Genomic DNA, 16,444 nt, shown 5'->3' on the forward strand with positions numbered 1-16,444 from the left:
ACTAGGAGACATGAGGATGATTGTAACAACAGCACGTAAAGGTGCAGAACAACTATATGAAAAAGCTTTAATGTTTGCAGAAAAAATAGATGGCCGTTTTATCGTTAGAAAAGAACAGTCTGTCGAAGATTTGAAGGAGCTTTATAATAACCATGTGCTAGTTGTAGGAAAAGGAAAGGTGACATTGTATCATTTGGAACATAAAGAGCCCTTCTTTTATCATCCTAATTCAGCAATGTTTCGAGTAAAGCAATATTTACGAACTAATTATGATCCCCTCGTTGAAGCGGCACAGCTATCTGAGGGGAAGGATTTTTTAGATTGTACATTAGGGTTAGCATCGGATAGTCTAGTTGCTAAAGTAGCTGTCGGTAATTGCGGTCGAGTCGTCGGAGTTGAGGCAAACCCTTATTTAGCATGTCTCGTTGATTTTGGGCTCAAGAATTGGCAAGAAGGTAGTAAGGAAATGCTTGAAGCAATGAGAGGGATTGAAGTCATTCATACTAGTCATTTAGATTATCTTTCTAGCTTGCCAGATAATGCTTTTGATGTTGTTTATTTTGATCCGATGTTTGAGCAACATCTTGCTAATTCTACAGGAATTAAGGGATTAAAATGGTTTGCTTGTCATGATGACTTAAGTGAGCAAGTAATTGTTGAAGCAAAGCGAGTAGCTAAAAAGCGGATCGTGTTAAAGGATCATTGGCAAAGCACTCGATTCGATAAATATCAATTTGTAGTAATGAGAAGGCAGCATTCTTCTTTTCATTACGCTTACATAGAGGTTTAATTTTTTTCAGGAAGTTAGGTTTGAAAGCTAAGGTAAAGGGAGAAGATGATGAAGGAAAAATTAATCGTCATAGTTGGCCCAACAGCGGTAGGGAAGACTGCGCTAGGTGTTTACCTCGCGAAAGCGTTTAATGGTGAGGTCATTAGTGGTGACTCGATGCAAGTTTATAAAGGGATGGATATTGGTACAGCAAAGGTAACCGATGAAGAGCGGCAAGGGGTTCCCCATTATTTAATTGATATTAAAGAACCAGAAGAATCTTTTTCGGTAGCGGAGTTTCAGGAACGCTGTATCCCATTAATTCAGGAGCTTAATAAAGAAGGTAAATTACCGTTCCTAGTTGGTGGAACGGGACTGTATGTAAATGCGGTTATTCATCGTTTTGATTTTACGATTAAACCTGTTGATGACGTGAACTATCGGAAGGAGCTCGAAGCCTTTGCAACTAAGCATGGAAACGAGGCACTTTATCAACAATTACGAAATGTAGACCCAAAAGCTACAGAAGTTATTCATCCGAATAATGTTCGCCGTGTCATACGTGCACTAGAGGTCTATCATGTGACTGGAGTTCCCTTTTCAGAACAGCAAACGGAAGAAAACCAAGATTCACCATACGATGTTATTATGATCGGTCTAACGATGGACCGTGAAATGCTGTATCAGCGAATTAATGAACGGGTCGATTTAATGATAAAGTCTGGTTTAATTGAAGAAGTCAAATCGTTAAAAGAGCGTGGAATTAAGAATTGTCAATCTGTTCAAGCGATTGGATATAAGGAAATTTATGATTATCTTGATGGCAATTGTTCGAAGGAAGAAGCGATTGAAACATTAAAACAGAATTCAAGACGATATGCGAAGCGACAATTAACATGGTTTCGCAACAAAGCAGATGCCACCTGGTTTGATATGACATCAAGGGAAAAAGTTGAAATATTTAGCGAAATTCGTAATTTTGTTGAAGGAAAATTAACGCAACTATCGAAATAAAGAGATAGACAATTAGAGGAGGACAAACCGATGAAACAACCTATCAATATCCAAGACCAATTTCTGAACCAATTACGCAAGGACAACATTTCAGTAACTGTATTTTTACTTAATGGCTTTCAACTCCGTGGACTTGTAAAGGGGTTTGATAACTTTACAGTAATTCTTGAGACAGAAGGTAAGCAGCAGCTTGTTTATAAGCATGCCATTTCAACCTTTGCTCCTCAACGAAACGTTCAACTTAAATCTGAAACTGAAGCTTAATATCAAGGGGGAGATTTTTTCTCCTCAAACATAAGATGGGACGCAAGAAAAGAAAGTTCAACCCTTTTCTTGCGTCCTTTTTTATTTGATATAGTAGTTAAGGTCTTGAAATGTTCTTCAGACTCACATGTTAACAGGAGCAAAAATACTTTTCTAGTACGGCCAAGATTCGGTTTTTCCTACATTTTGTAGCTGTTTGATGGTAAGGAGGTAACGTTGAAGGGATAAGGGGGTGCTAAGCCCTAGTTTCTCTTGAATCCTTTGAACCGATTCCCCATTAAGTAAGCACCGTAAAATAAAGGTATTTCGAAGATGTTGGGCAGAGATCCCTTTGCGAAGCCCCGCACGCGCGACTTCGAGTCGGAGCATTTTCTGAATAGCGATGTCAGTTAAAGCTTTTGGTTGATCATTTTCATAAGACCAACGAAATGTCATTCGTTGAAAATCGAAGGCTACAAAAAAAGGATCCTGACTATAAAAGCGAGGTCTAACTGGTTCAGGAATCGTTTTAAAATATTTATACGCACAACGCTTATCTTCATCCTTCCACTCAATGCTAAATAATTGTTCCCCTTTTTCAGAACGGATTATTACCTCATTACGTTCAAAGTGAACATCATTCATAGTAAGTCGAGTAACTTCTTGGAGGGAAAGACCGTAATCTAAAAACAGCCGAATTATAGTTTCGTTTCTACCCGCAAAAAACGGTCGAGCTTCTTGCTGCTTTTCACTAAGACCTTGTACAGAATGAATAATGGAGAGTAAACGTCTTGCTTCTTTTTCAGTTACCCATTCGGATTGCTGTAAAGGTACTAGTTCAAGCTCTGGTGGTTCATATAAAAAGATGGCATGCTGTTTTGTTTTTAAATAGAAGGTAGCCAATTGACGCAGAACGGAATGAATCCTCCGAATTGTTCGTACTTTATATTGACGTTCCTCCATAAGATATAAAAAGAACTGTTCAATATCTTCTCGGCTAAGCTCGGTCCAGATAGTTAGTGAAACGGTGTTTTTATATACTGATAACCAATGAAAGAAATCCATTAGATCATACGTGTACCTTTTAATAGTTGAAGATTGTCTCCCTTTTTTCGTTAAGTGAACAAGATAATCTTTAACAAACTGTGGAAGTTGTTGTTCATTCAAGGTTTTACCTCCTTTTCTATATTTTTAGTATAACAGAATAGTCGAAATAGCTTCTATGAATGTATAGGCGTTTGTCACAATTTTCAAATGCTGGCGTATAGTGTAGTAGGCAGCGTGAACAACGAAGGGGTGAGCATCATGAGTAACCCATTGCAAACAAGGAAAAATGGACGAATTAACGTAGTGCTTAACCATAAACGGGACAATGAATTAGAGATAAATGAGCCAGTATTACTTTCAGATGAAGAAAGAGTAAAACATCAAATTCTTGAAAAATTTGAAGCAGAGTTAGCTGAGTATGTCGGTTTAGGTGAAGTAAAACGGTTAATAAAAGAAATTTACGCGTGGCTTTATATTAATCGCTGTCGGGAGACTCAAGGATTAAAAACATCCAAACAAGTGTTTCACATGATATTTAAGGGTAATCCAGGTACAGGAAAAACGACAGTAGCACGGATTATCGCTAAGTTTTTCCATGAGATGGAGGTTTTGTCTAAAGGGCAATTAATTGAATGTGAACGTGCAGACTTAGTCGGAGAATATATTGGTCATACAGCTCAGAAAACGAGGGAAGTACTTAAAAAGGCAAGCGGTGGCGTATTATTTATTGATGAAGCTTACTCTCTTTCTAGAGGAGGAGAGAAGGATTTTGGGAAAGAAGCGATAGATACGTTAGTGAAGGCAATGGAAGATCAGCAGCATGATTTTGTGTTAATATTAGCTGGCTACTCGAGAGAAATGGACTATTTTTTATCCTTGAATCCAGGCTTACCGTCTCGATTTCCAATCGCTATTGATTTTCCGAACTATTCAACGGATGAACTAATGGAAATGGTTCGACGAATGGTCAAAGAGCGGGAATATGAGTTAACGAAAGAAGCAGAACGACATGTTCGAGAACATTTACGTCAATTACGTCTTGATCAAGAGCGTACATTTAGTAATGGGCGTTATATTCGAAACATTGTCGAAGAGGCGATACGACTTCAAGCTGTTCGTTTATTGAAACAAGGTAGCTATGACCGAGATTCACTTATAACGATTGAAAAAGAAGATTTCAATTTTGATACATCTCATGTTAAGCTTAACTAAACAGCAATGTTGGTCTGTAGCCCACTATGTGAAAACATCGTTTCATAGTGGGCTTGATGTATGTAAGAATTTTTCCCATGAATTGAGATGAATCGATAGAAGATACTAAAAAAGAATGTTTATGTAAAGGATGTGATTGTCTTTGCAAGAAATACATCAGCATAATATAGAACGCGTAATCATTGTTGGTTGTAACATTCAAAAAACGGATGAGCAATTCCAACAATCGATGGAGGAGTTAAAAAGCTTAGCTGAGACGGCAAAAGGGAAAGTCGTGGGAGCCATTGAGCAAAAACGAGAACGGATAGAATCCTCAACCTATATTGGGAAAGGAAAAACGCAGGAATTAACAGCATTAATTGAGGAATTAGAGGCGGATGTTGTTATTTTTAACGATGAACTGACCTCAAGCCAAATGCGTAATCTGCACCAAATATGTAAAATTCCGATTATTGACCGGACTCAGCTAATTTTAGATATCTTTGCCTCGCGTGCTCAATCAAGAGAAGGGAAGCTTCAAGTTGAGCTTGCGCAGCTTAGCTATCTATTACCACGTCTTACAGGACAAGGACAGGCATTATCCCGTCTTGGTGGTGGAATTGGAACGAGAGGACCTGGGGAAACGCAGCTTGAAACGGATCGAAGACATATACGGCGGAGAATGAACGAAATTGAGAGACAATTAAAAACAGTCGTCGATCATCGTGAACGCTATCGAGAGCGCCGCAAAGAAAATGATGCTATTCAAGTCGCGATTGTTGGTTATACGAATGTTGGAAAATCAACGATCCTAAATCGTTTAACAGAAGCAGGTACACTTGAGGAAAACCAATTATTTGCTACGTTAGATCCAACAACGAGACGCTTAACATTACCGAGTGGACTTTCTGTTTTATTATCAGACACGGTAGGATTTATTCAGGATTTACCGACAACTTTAATTGCTGCATTTCGTTCTACGCTTGAAGAATTACAGCAAGCTGATTTTTTAATTCACGTTGTTGACTGTTCTAATCCGGATTTTGACCAACAGGAACGAACAGTTCGTAAGTTAATTCAGGAATTAAAAGCAGATGCGATTCCCCAATTAGTCGTATATAATAAAAACGATCAAAAGACTGCGAACTTTATTCCTAATCACCATGAGAAATCTGTTCAAATAAGCGCTTATAAAGAGGAAGACTTGTCTCTTTTATTATGTGAAATTGAAAATGAACTTAAATCACTAATGATCCCGTTCTCTGTGGATATTTTAGCTACAGAGGGAAAGCTTCTTTCTCAATGTCGACAAGAAGCAATCGTTGAGAAACAAGAATGGGATGAAGATGGACATTATTACGCTGTCGAAGGTTTTATGTTTGAAAAATCAGCCCTAGGGCATTTATTTTTTGAACGGATGAAAAAGAAGGAGTTACAACATGTTTGAACAGTTGAAACATCACAATACGATTGAAACACTCGTTCGAGAAGTCGAACAACAAATTATATCTCATCATCAAGAAATTGATCAGATTGCGCTCATCAACCAAGCAAAGGTGATGAGCGCCTTTAAAAGTCATCAAGTGTCTGACTTTCACTTTACCCCCTCTACAGGCTATGGCTATGATGACGCTGGTCGTGATACGCTTGAAGCCATTTATGCAACTGTTTTTGGAGGGGAATCAGCGCTTGTCCGTCCACAGATCATTTCCGGAACACATGCGATTGCAACAGTCTTATTCGGTATTCTTCGACCAGGGGACGAGCTTCTTTATATTACCGGAAAACCTTATGATACATTAGAAGAAATTGTAGGGATACGCGGTAACGGACAAGGCTCTTTAAAGGAATTTCAAATTGGTTATGATGCTGTCCCGTTAACGGAGGATGGATGGATTGATGAAGATTTCATCCGTAAATCAATAACGAAAAAAACAAAAATGATCGGAATTCAACGTTCAAAAGGATATGGGGATAGACCATCGTTTACAGTGAAGCAAATCAAGGAAATGGTCGAGTTTGTTCGAACGATTAAAAAGGATGTCGTTATTTTTGTAGATAATTGCTATGGTGAGTTTGTCGAAACGAGTGAACCGTGCCAAGTAGGTGTTGATATTATGGCAGGATCGCTAATAAAAAATCCAGGCGGGGGCATCGTAAAGACGGGCGGCTACATAGTAGGAAAGCAAGAACTAGTTGAATTAGCCTCGTACCGCCTAGCTGCTCCTGGAATTGGCGCTGAGGGCGGAGCAAGTTTATATAGCTTGCTGGAAATGTATCAAGGCTTTTTCTTAGCTCCACACGTAGTTGCTCAGGCGTTAAAAGGAGCCATTTTTACCGCAGCTTGTTTAGAAAAGGTCGGAATGAATACTTCACCGAAATGGCAAGAAAGAAGAACTGATTTAATTCAATCTGTTCGATTTACTGATTCCAAACAAATGATTGCTTTTTGCCAAGCTATTCAAGCAGCTTCACCAATTAATGCTCATGTTACTCCGCATCCAAGTGCTATGCCGGGCTATGAAGATGATGTTATTATGGCAGCAGGAACCTTTATTCAAGGTGCGAGTATTGAATTAACAGCTGATGGGCCAATCCGTCCTCCATATACAGCATATGTTCAAGGTGGACTAACATATGAACATGTTAAAATTGCAGTTATACAGGCCCTTGACAAATTACTTGAAACGGTGAATGAGGATTAAAGCTTCTAATACTATGTTAAGTTTTATGACCTTCGATTGACAATAAAACAACCATTTAGTAACATAAAAAGTGGAAGCAAAGGAGGGTAAAGGTATGAATGATTACATTCGTCGTAACATGCCACTGTTTCCGATAGGTATCGTCATGCAACTGACAGAATTATCCGCTAGACAGATTCGATACTATGAACAACACGAACTGATCAAACCAGCTCGTACGAAGGGGAACCAACGCTTATTCTCCTTTCAAGACGTTGATAGGTTACTAGAAATAAAAAACCTTCTTGACCAAGGGGTAAATATTTCTGGTATAAAGCAGATTATGCAAATGAAGCAGCAAGTTAAAGTACATTCATCCGAAGAAAAAGAGATACCTCGTCCTAAAAAACAAATGTCCGATAGTGAACTGCGAAAGCATTTAAAACATGATTTATTCATGGCTGGAAGGCATGGTAGAGCTTCTATCATCCAAGGACAATTATCACGTTTTTTTCATTAAGTTAGAATAAAATTCCCAGACAAAGGGAATTTTTCTAAATATAGTTATTGAAGGGAGATTACATAATGGCTTATACGAAAGATGATATTTTACGTATCGCACAAGAAGATAATGTTCGATTTATTCGCCTTCAATTTTCAGATCTTCTAGGTACAATTAAAAATGTTGAAATTCCAGTTGATCAGCTATCAAAGGCACTAGATAACAAAATGATGTTTGATGGTTCTTCTATTGAAGGGTTTGTACGGATTGAAGAATCAGATATGTATTTATATCCTGATTTAAGTACATGGGTTATTTTTCCGTGGACTCCTGAAAAGGGGAAAGTGGCGCGTTTAATCTGTGATGTTTACCTACCTGGCAAGCCTGGTGAAGAGCCTACACCATTTGCAGGTGACCCACGTGGTATTCTAAAGCGTGTTCTTAAGGAAGCAAATGATCTTGGATTTACAGCATTCAACATTGGTCCTGAGCCTGAATTTTTCCTTTTTAAAAATGATGAAAAAGGCGAGCCAACGTTAGAATTAAATGATAAAGGTGGATATTTTGACCTTGCTCCTACTGATTTAGGTGAAAACTGCCGTCGTGATATCGTACTTGAATTAGAAGATATGGGCTTTGAAATTGAAGCATCTCACCATGAGGTTGCACCTGGTCAGCATGAAATTGACTTTAAGTATGCAGATGCGGTTGCTACTTGTGATAACATTCAAACGTTCAAACTTGTTGTTAAGACAATTGCTCGTAAGCATGGTCTTCATGCGACATTTATGCCTAAGCCGTTATTCGGTGTAAATGGTTCAGGTATGCACTGCAATATGTCATTATTCACAAAAGATGGAAATGCGTTTTATGATGAGAATACAGAGTCACAACTAAGTACTACAGCAATGCAGTTCTTAGGGGGGATTCTCGCTCATGCTGAGGCATTTACAGCGATTACGAATCCAATTGTTAACTCTTACAAGCGTTTAGTACCTGGCTATGAGGCACCTGTGTATGTAGCTTGGTCAATGCGTAACCGTAGTCCGCTTGTTCGTATCCCGTCTTCACGTGGAGTAAGTACACGTATTGAAGTACGTAGTCCAGATCCAGCAGCTAACCCTTATTTAGCAATGGCAGCAATGCTGGCAGCTGGTTTAGATGGAATTAAGAAGAAAATGACACCACCTCCTGCAACTGACCGTAACATTTACGTGATGAGCAAGGAAGAGCGTATCGAAGAAGGTATTAATGATTTACCTGCAACGTTAAAAGGTGCAATTGATAACCTAGTTAAAGACGAAGTGCTTATTAACGCATTAGGTGAGCATGCGATTGAACACTTTATCGAAGCAAAAGAAATTGAATGGGATATGTTCCGTACTCAAGTTCACCCTTGGGAACGTGACCAATATTTCGAGAACTATTAAGAAGTTCAAACCCTTGACACTGCTGGTGTTGAGGGTTTTTCTTTTGGGGACTATCGGAGGGGAGAAAGTGGCTTATTTGATTTCCGTCCCATTATGCTTCTTTAAATCGCGTGACTCTTTAGCTTCATTATTAACCTTTTCGTGAGAGGATATTTCTCGTTCAAATATACGTCTTTGTGTCACGGTTCATGATCCATTTTTACAATCGAATGCTTTTAGAAACACGGCCATCATTAAATTAACTTTATCCCATTGCAGAGAAATCGCCTCACCTTTACACACACCATTCCCAATTCAAAAACTCTATGTTCTTGTAAGTTAACAACAATAATTAAATTTAAAAAGTATGTATTATACTTAATGGTACTCTTTATAATTGAGAATATTTATTAAAGTTTTTCCTCACTTTGGATTATTTTAGGGTTAATTGGTACATTTATTTCTAATAAGTGAAACGAAACAGCTCATAAAGCAATGTTTCCAAAAATGGATGGGTTAGGCAAAAAAGTGCTATCCCAATTCGTAAAACTTTGAAATATAAGCCTTTTTAATGGTTAAGTAACGAATGTAAGCGCGTTCAAAAAAGTGCAATAGACGGAATCTTCAGTCAGATGCTAGTATTTTAATTGGATTTGCTGATCATTCTGAATTGTCAATATGGAATAAGCTGTTGATGAAACGTACAGCTATGGGACAGAAAGGTATATATAGTCATTTATATTACCGTTTCTAATGGGCTGTACGGATTTATTAGCCTTATACTTTATGTGAAAGAGCTTATATTGTTCATCGAAGTTTGTACTGAAAAAAATTTTTTGAAATTAGTCATTCATTGATCATGCAGTCCAGTAAGGGGGGATATAACGACATAGGAGCTTATCACTTAATTGAAGTAAAGGATGTAACTTAAGGAGGGAAGAAAAGAAGCAAGACGTTTCCCAAACTAAAAAGCGGAAACAAAGAACTTTTCCCAGGGAGATCTCCAGCATGAAAACGACCATTCCTTGGAATAAACTAAAGGAGTGAAAATGAATAATGGAAATTAGTAAAAAAACAAGAAAAACTTTTTCTATACTGATTACAATCATTCTCTTATTTTCATGTCTGTCACCTGCATTAGGTGAAAGTGCTGATGAATCAAAATATCATTTGATTGCAAGCGCTGATTTTGAAGATGGTAGCATATGGGGATTTTCTACATTTGCTTCTACACTTTCTAACACTTCAGATGATGTTGGCGGCAATATCTCTCATAAGCTGCAATATAGCATAGTTGACCAGTCTGGTGGTCGTGTAGCAACAAAAAAGTTTGATTCACCTGTAAAAGGAGCACAGGTTCTTTTTGAATTTGATTGGTACCCTGGTGATGTTAATGATAAAGGGGATAAACTCGAGGAGAATGGTGGAGAACTTAGGTTCTATGATAAAACAGGTAACACTGTTTATACATTGAATAATACAAATAATGCTAATCTAACTTATTTTGCAGGCAATCAGGCTTCTGCTGAAACAAAAATTTCCAATCCGGAAGCGTGGTATCATGTAAAGGTTAACTTTGATCTTCTTGAAAACAAGGTTGATTTAAACCTTACAGATCAGGATGGTAATTCTGAAGCTTATACGTCTACATTAGAAGGTGTCGCTTTCGACGGTTCTTTTGACGCAGTAAAGCTAGTCGGTTTGCGTACTTCCGGTAATAATCTCACATGGACGACCTTCCTAGATAACTTTACTGTTTCTAATGTCCCCGTTTCTGATAACACGATAGTTCGAGTGGATAAATTGCCATATCATAGAGTGTATGTAGGTGAAACAACTGAAGAAGTTGATTCAATTGGTTTACCAGAAAAAGTAACCGTAACCCTTGCAGACAATAGTAAAGTAGATTTAGCTGTAAGCGAGTGGGCTGCAGTAGGGGCCTGGAACCCGGATGAATCAGGCGTTTACGAGTTTAAGGGTACTCTTGCTGTGACAGAAGGTGTAAAGAACGACTTTAACAGAGATGTAACAATGTATGTATATAACCGCCTTACTCCAGTTGATAACCCACAACAAGTGGAATGGCTTGACAGAGGAGTAATCGCGCTTAAATCTGAGGATGGTATATTCATCAGCTGGCGTTTGCTTGCAGATGAGTATGATCAAGATGTGAAATTTAATGTATATCGGAATGGTGAGAAATTGAACGACGCGCCATTAGCTGTTACAAATTTTGTTGATACGGATGGTACTCCGTCAGACACATTTACAGTAGAAACTCTCGTTAATGGTAAGTCAACTGAGAAAAACGATCGTTCAGTAGCAGAAAAAGATTATCTTTCCATACCATTACAAAAGCCTAAGGGTGGAACAACGGCTACAGGTGATTACACATATAGTTCAAATGATGCAAGTGTAGGGGATTTAGACGGTGATGGTGAGTATGAAGTCATTGTATTATGGCGTCCATCTAACTCAATGATGGCCTTAGAAGATGTAATAACAGGTCCAACAATTTTTGACGCATATAAATTAGATGGTACACTTCTATGGCGTATGGATATGGGAATGAACTTAACATCTGGCCCCCAATATCATCAATTTGTTGTAGGTGATATGGATGGGAACGGTAAATCTGAATTCCTTATTAAATCTGCAGATGGAACAACAGTATATGGAGCAACAAATGGTGTGTATGATAGTAGCAAGGTAATTAGTGTAATTGGTGACCCAAATGCAGATTGGGTCAATGATGGTGGTCATGTTGTCGATGGACCTGAATACATCTCCGTATTCAATGGTGAGACAGGCAAAGTGATTGATACAATTGATTTTGCGTTCCCAGTTGAAAAAGTAAAAGGAGATGGAGGTACTTCATGGGGGGATGCATTCTATAATCGTTCTGACCGATTCCTATCTGGATTAGCTTATTTAAATGGAAGTACTCCAAGTGCAATCTATGGTAGAGGCTATTATGAAAGAACAGCCTTTGCGGCATACAGTTTAGTGGATGGCGAGCTTATCGAGGAGTGGACGTTTGATTCGGACGAAGCAGGCAGAGGTGAAAGCTTGGGCAATCACAATCTTGCAGTTGGTGATCTCGATAATGATGGTTTTGATGAAATTGTAGCCGGTTCATTGACACTTGATCATGATGGCACGATTCTCTATGCTATGGATGGGGAAATGGGACGTGTACAAGGATCTCATGGTGATGCCCTACATGTAGGTGCATTTGACCCTGAGCGAGAAGGTCTACATGTCTTTGGTGTACGTGAAGAGCCAGAGGTTGCATCTTTAGAATATCATGATGGTGCGACAGGTGAAACATTACAAGCGTTCTATGCGTACAAGGACGCAGGACGAGGAGTAGCTGCAAACATCACTTCTAGCCCAGGTTATGAATTCTGGGGAACTGGTGGTAGTACTGTTGAAACAGGTGGCGGTGTTTACAATGTACAAGGACATGTAGAAGCTGATAGCTTTAGAGATATTGGCCTTCCAGTTAACTTTGTAACATACTGGGATGGAGATTTATTACATGAACTACTAGATGGCACAACCATTACTAAATATGACGAGACAACAGGTGAAGCTAATCTTATAAGAAATTTCGAAGGCGTTGTAAGTAATAACGGAACAAAAGCCAATCCAACGTTACAAGCGGATATTCTTGGTGACTGGCGTGAAGAAGTTATTTACCGTACACCTGACGATTCAGAGCTAAGAATATTTAGTACAACGATTCCAACTGAATATAGATTATATACTTTCATGCATGACCCGGTTTATAGAATGGGTATTGCATGGCAAAATACAACCTATAATCAGCCGCCGCATATTAGTTTCTACCTAGGTGAAGATATTAGAGAAACTGTTCTTGGTGGAAAGTTAGATGCAGAAAAAATCGATTATACAGCAACAGTGGGAGCTTTAAGACATACAATTAATCTTGAATTGAATAATGGGCCGTTACTTGATATATTAACGGATAAACTGAATCAGGTTCAGCATCAGTTAGATATTGAAAGACCTGACCAAGCAGCAAAGCATATGCAAGATTTTATTAAGTTTCTTAATAAAAAGAGCTTTAGTGATGAGGTTGAAGATCAAGTTAAAACCAACTTGGAGTCCGATGCTCAACAATTAATCGAGGGTTGGAAAAGTTCAGATTCAAAATAATTGGATGGGTAGGCAGGATGGCTAACGACGTAATTTAGTGGAAATAAATAAAATTATGATCTCAAAGCTTTTTATTTCCACTTGACTTTGCATTAACCATTATTTAGAATTTGATTAATATTTCAATAGCGATGAAGAAAAAGAGTAGGCTTTAAGAACGTTGCAGAGAGCGGATGGTTGCTGAGAATCCGTACGGGATTATTGTTGAATGGGTTTCTGAGCTTCTAGACTGAATTAATAGTAGGTCTAGCGGATGTCTTACCGTTAAAAAAGACTATGTATCGAAATGTTCTATTGTTTCTGTACAAACTAAGAGCGTTTATTAGCAGTAAACGAATAAAGGTGGCACCACGGGTTACTCGTCCTTTTTAGGGATGAGTGACCCTTTTTGTGTTCCTATTTAATCGGAGGTTATTATGAAAAAAACTATTTTAACTGGAATTAAACCAACAGGACAAATTCATATAGGGAATTACATTGGAGCAATAAAACCAGCTTTAGAATTAGCGAAAAATGAAGAGTATCGAGCTGCCTATTTTATAGCTGACTATCATGGATTGACAAAAATTCATAATGCTGAAAAGTTTCGACAGCTATCTTACGGAATCGCTGCGGCGTGGTTAGCGTTCGGACTTGACCCTAGCAAAGTAATTTTTTATAGGCAAAGCGATGTTCCAGAGATATTCGAGTTGAACTGGATACTTTCATGTTTTGCTTCAAAAGGTTTAATGAATCGAGCTCATGCTTACAAAGGGATTGTTGATAGTAATATACAACTGGATAGAGATTTAGACTATGGTGTAAATATGGGGATTTTTTCTTACCCAATCCTTATGGCAGCTGATATTTTAATGTTTAAGACAGAAATTGTTCCAGTTGGAAAAGACCAAATACAACATGTAGAAATTGCTAGAGATATTGCTGAAAATTTTAACAAAAATTATGGAGAAATTTTTGTGTTGCCTCAGTATGAAGTTCAAGAAGATACAGCTATATTACCTGGATTAGATGGTAGGAAAATGAGCAAAAGTTATAATAATACAATTCCATTATTTGAAGAGTCAAAAAAATTGCAAAAGCTCATTAACAAAATTAAAACAGATTCCCTGCCTCCGGAAACGCCCAAAAACCCAGATTCATCTATCTTATTTACACTATATAAAGAATTCGCCCCTCCTTTTGAAGTAGAAAAAATGAGAGAGCAATATTTGAGTGGTATTGGTTGGGGAAAGGCGAAAAAAGAATTATTTAATGTTATGGATAAATATTTAGAAGAACCACGTGCAAAATACAATGAGCTAATGGCATCGCCTAAAAGATTAGATGAAATCTTATTAAATGGTGCTGAAAGAGCAAGAGCAGTAAGTGCACCGTTTTTAAAAGAAATTAAGAGGAAAATTGGTTTTGGTGTTTAGTCGTTATTAGGTGTGTTTCGGTATGACAAGTCTGATTTTTAATACAGATTATAGCTCATAGGTTATTATGTGCGAAGTGTATTATTATGTTTGGCTAGGAGGGCATAAAAAAAGAATCATTGAACAAGTGACAAAAATCGATCCTGGATCTATAATTGTTCATTGTAACTAATACTACTAGAAAAGGGGAAAACAGATTGAACAAAAAGCTCTTATTTGGAATGATTCCGTTATTAATTGTTGGTTATTACTTATTCCAGAATTTATCGGGTAATACTGATGCAATGCTTTCTTATTTAGAAGAAAGTGGAGAAATTACTATTGAGTATAACCTTTTAACTCAGCAGGAGTCAGAAATTGAGGATGAGGAAGAATTAGTTTCATTTACGAATGAAGTATTAATCCCGACTTTAGAAGAGATTATAGCTAAATCTAAAGCTTATGGAGAAACGATTGAAAAGGAAGAACTTAAAGAAGTACACAACATTTATGATGAATCTCTAAAAAAACACTTAGACGCAGAATTCGCATGGCTTGAAGGAAAAGAAGATGAAGCAAGTATGTTTTACGAAGAATCAAGTGAAATCTACTCCAATTATGAGGTTTCTTTGGAAAAGCTCGCTAAAAAGTGGGGAGTAGAGATTGAATGGGAAGAAGCACAATAATTGATTATTCATAAGGAGTACTAAAGAGAGAAACCCTAATATTTTGTGTTAAGGGTTTTTCTCTTTGGCAAGTAGGCGTATGCCTCTAAAGATCGTCTGGCCAAAACCTACCTTCATATAATGCATCAACAAACATTATTTGATCTAAATTAATATGTACAACGGATGTTTGGACGACAAAGGATTTTTTTTGAGGTACATATAAAATAGGTGTATTGTCATGAGTATTATAAAAATAAATCTCTTTATTATCTTCTTTGGAATAGTTGATTAGTTCTTTTGTGATAATAAAAAGCTCACCCCAATAAGGAAGATATGGTTTCTTGTTCAAAGAGATGAGTGTCGTTTTAAACGTATTGTAAATTTCTGTAGGTGCTTTATTCATCGGCTCAGTCCTTAAGGTGTAATTGACCATAAAAATTTAGCATTAACGACGGACTAAATCAATGTAAAAATGATGGAAGGGGAAAAATTAGCGAATAAATAAGATAACTAGCAAGCAGATGATAAAACAAAAAAGTCCACTTCTGAAAGCGGACTTAGATTGTAGAGATTTAAACTCACCATGGCTAGTTACTAACTATTATAAAGGAACTCTATAAGGAGCTCATTCCAATCGTCTTTTTGATTTCAAACAATGGTGTATATGCAATATTTCTACTGTTTAATTCTTCCTTCAAAAGTAAAATAAGATCATGGTCTAAATTTAACTCTATTGCTTTGTAGTATGCTGTAACTAGTATTTCATCATTAATATAAGACAACATAAAACCATCCTTTAATTAAAATAAGCAAAAAATTACTTAATCTGTTTCTATTTTAACTTAATTCTACATAAATTTCATTAAGTATTAAAAATTTTTTAACTTGACAAAAATTAGTCTAAAATATTCGAAGTTAAAAAAACAAAAAAAGACGACAATTCATACAATTTTTTCAAAAGTAGGATTAAGGGAAAACTCAAACAAAAAAATCCTCACTGATGAGGATTTTAGTATCTTTTTGTAACTCCTAAGAGCCTTTTTAATTCATTAAGTCTTTTGTAGGCTGTATAATATTCGATATTAATATCGGTTACGATCGTAAACAGAATATTATGCTTATATTCACTTTTTATTTCGGAAAAGATGAACGGTTTTTTCTGTTTTAAAACGGCCATCACATCCTCAATAGGGAGATGAACGGTTGTTGTTCTTGTCCTTAAAAATGAAGATATAAAGTGAATAAACTCCGGAATAAAAGGTTTCTTATCAGGCAGTTCAACAATTAGAAAATCAAACTTTTCCAAAGCGGCTTTTAGCTCATCCTCTTTTAATGTCATTA

The 16,444-nt window shown here is 37.1% G+C and carries 15 protein-coding genes and 1 other annotated feature; of the genes, 11 read left to right on the plus strand and 4 right to left on the minus strand.

The window, feature by feature from the left end; genetic code table 11:
* The first annotated feature begins 16 nt into the window (after positions 1-16).
* From B1R93_RS17145 to hfq, 3 genes are read left to right on the plus strand one after another with little or no spacing between them, the layout of a single operon-like run.
* Positions 17-790 carry a class I SAM-dependent methyltransferase gene (locus B1R93_RS17145; RefSeq protein WP_207634175.1) on the plus strand — a complete coding sequence of 258 codons (774 nt, stop codon included), beginning with the start codon at positions 17-19 and terminating at the stop codon, positions 788-790.
* Positions 791-838: 48 nt separating this feature from the next.
* The gene (gene miaA / locus B1R93_RS17150) at positions 839-1,783 is read left to right on the plus strand and encodes a tRNA (adenosine(37)-N6)-dimethylallyltransferase MiaA (protein ID WP_088105173.1); all 945 of its coding nucleotides are present in this window, start codon (positions 839-841) and stop codon (positions 1,781-1,783) included.
* Between the two features lie 30 nt (positions 1,784-1,813).
* A complete protein-coding gene (hfq, locus tag B1R93_RS17155) occupies positions 1,814-2,047 on the plus strand; it encodes an RNA chaperone Hfq (protein ID WP_088105174.1) in 234 nt (77 codons plus the stop codon).
* A 153-nt stretch (positions 2,048-2,200) separates the two neighbouring features.
* On the opposite strand, the gene B1R93_RS17160 is transcribed toward hfq, so the two are convergent.
* Complete coding sequence (locus B1R93_RS17160) at positions 2,201-3,193, minus strand: tyrosine-type recombinase/integrase (protein WP_088105175.1); 993 nt, start codon at positions 3,191-3,193, stop codon at positions 2,201-2,203.
* A gap of 138 nt (positions 3,194-3,331) precedes the next feature.
* On the opposite strand from B1R93_RS17160, the gene spoVK reads away from it, so the two are divergent.
* The 8 genes from spoVK (at position 3,332) to B1R93_RS17200 (ending at position 15,121) form a co-directional block, all read left to right on the plus strand.
* Positions 3,332-4,285: a stage V sporulation protein K gene (gene spoVK, locus B1R93_RS17165; protein WP_088105176.1), complete on the plus strand. Its 954-nt coding sequence runs from the start codon at positions 3,332-3,334 to the stop codon at positions 4,283-4,285.
* 142 nt (positions 4,286-4,427) lie between these two features.
* Complete coding sequence (gene hflX / locus B1R93_RS17170) at positions 4,428-5,711, plus strand: GTPase HflX (protein ID WP_088105177.1); 1,284 nt, start codon at positions 4,428-4,430, stop codon at positions 5,709-5,711.
* Complete coding sequence (locus B1R93_RS17175) at positions 5,704-6,969, plus strand: methionine gamma-lyase family protein (protein ID WP_088105178.1); 1,266 nt, start codon at positions 5,704-5,706, stop codon at positions 6,967-6,969. The genes hflX and B1R93_RS17175 overlap by 8 nt, the downstream gene beginning before the upstream one ends.
* A 94-nt stretch (positions 6,970-7,063) precedes the next feature.
* Entirely contained in the window at positions 7,064-7,468 is a 405-nt protein-coding gene (locus B1R93_RS17180) for a MerR family transcriptional regulator (RefSeq protein ID WP_088105179.1), read from the plus strand.
* 62 nt (positions 7,469-7,530) lie between these two features.
* Complete coding sequence (gene glnA / locus B1R93_RS17185) at positions 7,531-8,880, plus strand: type I glutamate--ammonia ligase (protein ID WP_088105674.1); 1,350 nt, start codon at positions 7,531-7,533, stop codon at positions 8,878-8,880.
* 1,035 nt (positions 8,881-9,915) lie between these two features.
* Positions 9,916-13,041: a rhamnogalacturonan lyase family protein gene (locus tag B1R93_RS17190; RefSeq protein WP_088105180.1), complete on the plus strand. Its 3,126-nt coding sequence runs from the start codon at positions 9,916-9,918 to the stop codon at positions 13,039-13,041.
* Between the two features lie 122 nt (positions 13,042-13,163).
* Positions 13,164-13,411 (plus strand) — a binding site (T-box leader).
* A 46-nt stretch (positions 13,412-13,457) separates the two neighbouring features.
* Positions 13,458-14,456, plus strand: coding sequence for a tryptophan--tRNA ligase (locus B1R93_RS17195; protein WP_088105181.1), 999 nt, complete (start codon positions 13,458-13,460; stop codon positions 14,454-14,456).
* 197 nt (positions 14,457-14,653) lie between these two features.
* Positions 14,654-15,121, plus strand: coding sequence for a hypothetical protein (locus B1R93_RS17200; RefSeq protein WP_088105182.1), 468 nt, complete (start codon positions 14,654-14,656; stop codon positions 15,119-15,121).
* A gap of 85 nt (positions 15,122-15,206) precedes the next feature.
* Here the strand turns inward: B1R93_RS17200 and B1R93_RS17205 are convergent, their stop codons facing one another.
* The 3 genes from B1R93_RS17205 to B1R93_RS17215 all read right to left on the minus strand — a co-directional run bounded on the left by B1R93_RS17205 (position 15,207) and on the right by B1R93_RS17215 (position 16,442).
* The gene (locus B1R93_RS17205) at positions 15,207-15,506 is read right to left on the minus strand and encodes a hypothetical protein (protein WP_088105183.1); all 300 of its coding nucleotides are present in this window, start codon (positions 15,504-15,506) and stop codon (positions 15,207-15,209) included.
* 211 nt (positions 15,507-15,717) lie between these two features.
* The gene (sda, locus tag B1R93_RS17210) at positions 15,718-15,888 is read right to left on the minus strand and encodes a sporulation histidine kinase inhibitor Sda (RefSeq protein WP_088105184.1); all 171 of its coding nucleotides are present in this window, start codon (positions 15,886-15,888) and stop codon (positions 15,718-15,720) included.
* 224 nt (positions 15,889-16,112) lie between these two features.
* The gene (locus B1R93_RS17215) at positions 16,113-16,442 is read right to left on the minus strand and encodes a hypothetical protein (protein WP_088105185.1); all 330 of its coding nucleotides are present in this window, start codon (positions 16,440-16,442) and stop codon (positions 16,113-16,115) included.
* Positions 16,443-16,444 lie beyond the last annotated feature (2 nt).

The sequence above is a fragment of the Halalkalibacter urbisdiaboli genome (assembly GCF_002156385.1).
GTDB lineage: Bacteria > Bacillota > Bacilli > Bacillales > Bacillaceae_D > Halalkalibacter_A > Halalkalibacter_A urbisdiaboli.